Origin of the sequence: Streptosporangium sp. OZ121 (assembly GCF_051918885.1) — a bacterium.
Taxonomy (GTDB): Bacteria; Actinomycetota; Actinomycetes; order Streptosporangiales; family Streptosporangiaceae; genus Streptosporangium.
In genome coordinates, this window is record NZ_JBPXMC010000105.1 from 1 (window position 1) to 649 (window position 649).

Here is a 649-nt window from a genome sequence, read left to right on the forward strand (position 1 = left end):
GCGTTCCAGAACTCGGTGAAGGTGAGCGGCTCGTGCCGCCGGAACGTTTCGACGATCGTGGCCAGGGAGTGGCTGGAACTCTCGCTGAAACCACCGTTGACCGGTGAGAGGGCCTCGCCCGAGTCATACAGATCCCACAGGGCGCCCGCGACCCGTGCTTCGACCTTCTCGCCCTCCTCATGGCAATAGCCGCTCTTGTCGTCCACGCTGATCTCGCAGCGCTCGAGGTTCAACCACACGTTCGAGCCGTTGAGCAGGTAAGCGTTGCCGCTACGACCGTGACCGTTCTCGGCGGCCAGGGCCAGCCAGTGCGCGAAACCCTCCACCAGAGCGCAGCCGGCTAGGGGGGAGGGTTTCATGAAGCTATGATCAAGGCATTCGTCGTCGGCGAGTTCGAAGAAGTCCTCGCCGTACAGGTGGTGCATGAAGGCGTGGCCCACCTCGTGCTCGGCCACCCCGGTGCCGGCCCGGTCCCGCTCCAGATCAATGGATCGGAGCAAAGCGCTGTAGGTGCTCTTCGTGCCGGGTGGCACCAGCTGGATGTCGATGTCGCCCATGCCGAAGCCGCCGACCAGGTCTTTGACGTTGTAGGCGGCGCGGTAGGCCAGGGCGGCGGGGGTGGTGGCCGGGTGGGTGGTGGGGGCGCCGG

Annotated in this window: 1 protein-coding gene; it reads right to left on the reverse strand. The window is 65.9% G+C overall.

The features are described 5' to 3' along the window. The coding region (locus ACTOQ1_RS42915) for a hypothetical protein (protein ID WP_440074383.1) at positions 1–649 on the reverse strand (649 nt) is incomplete at both ends.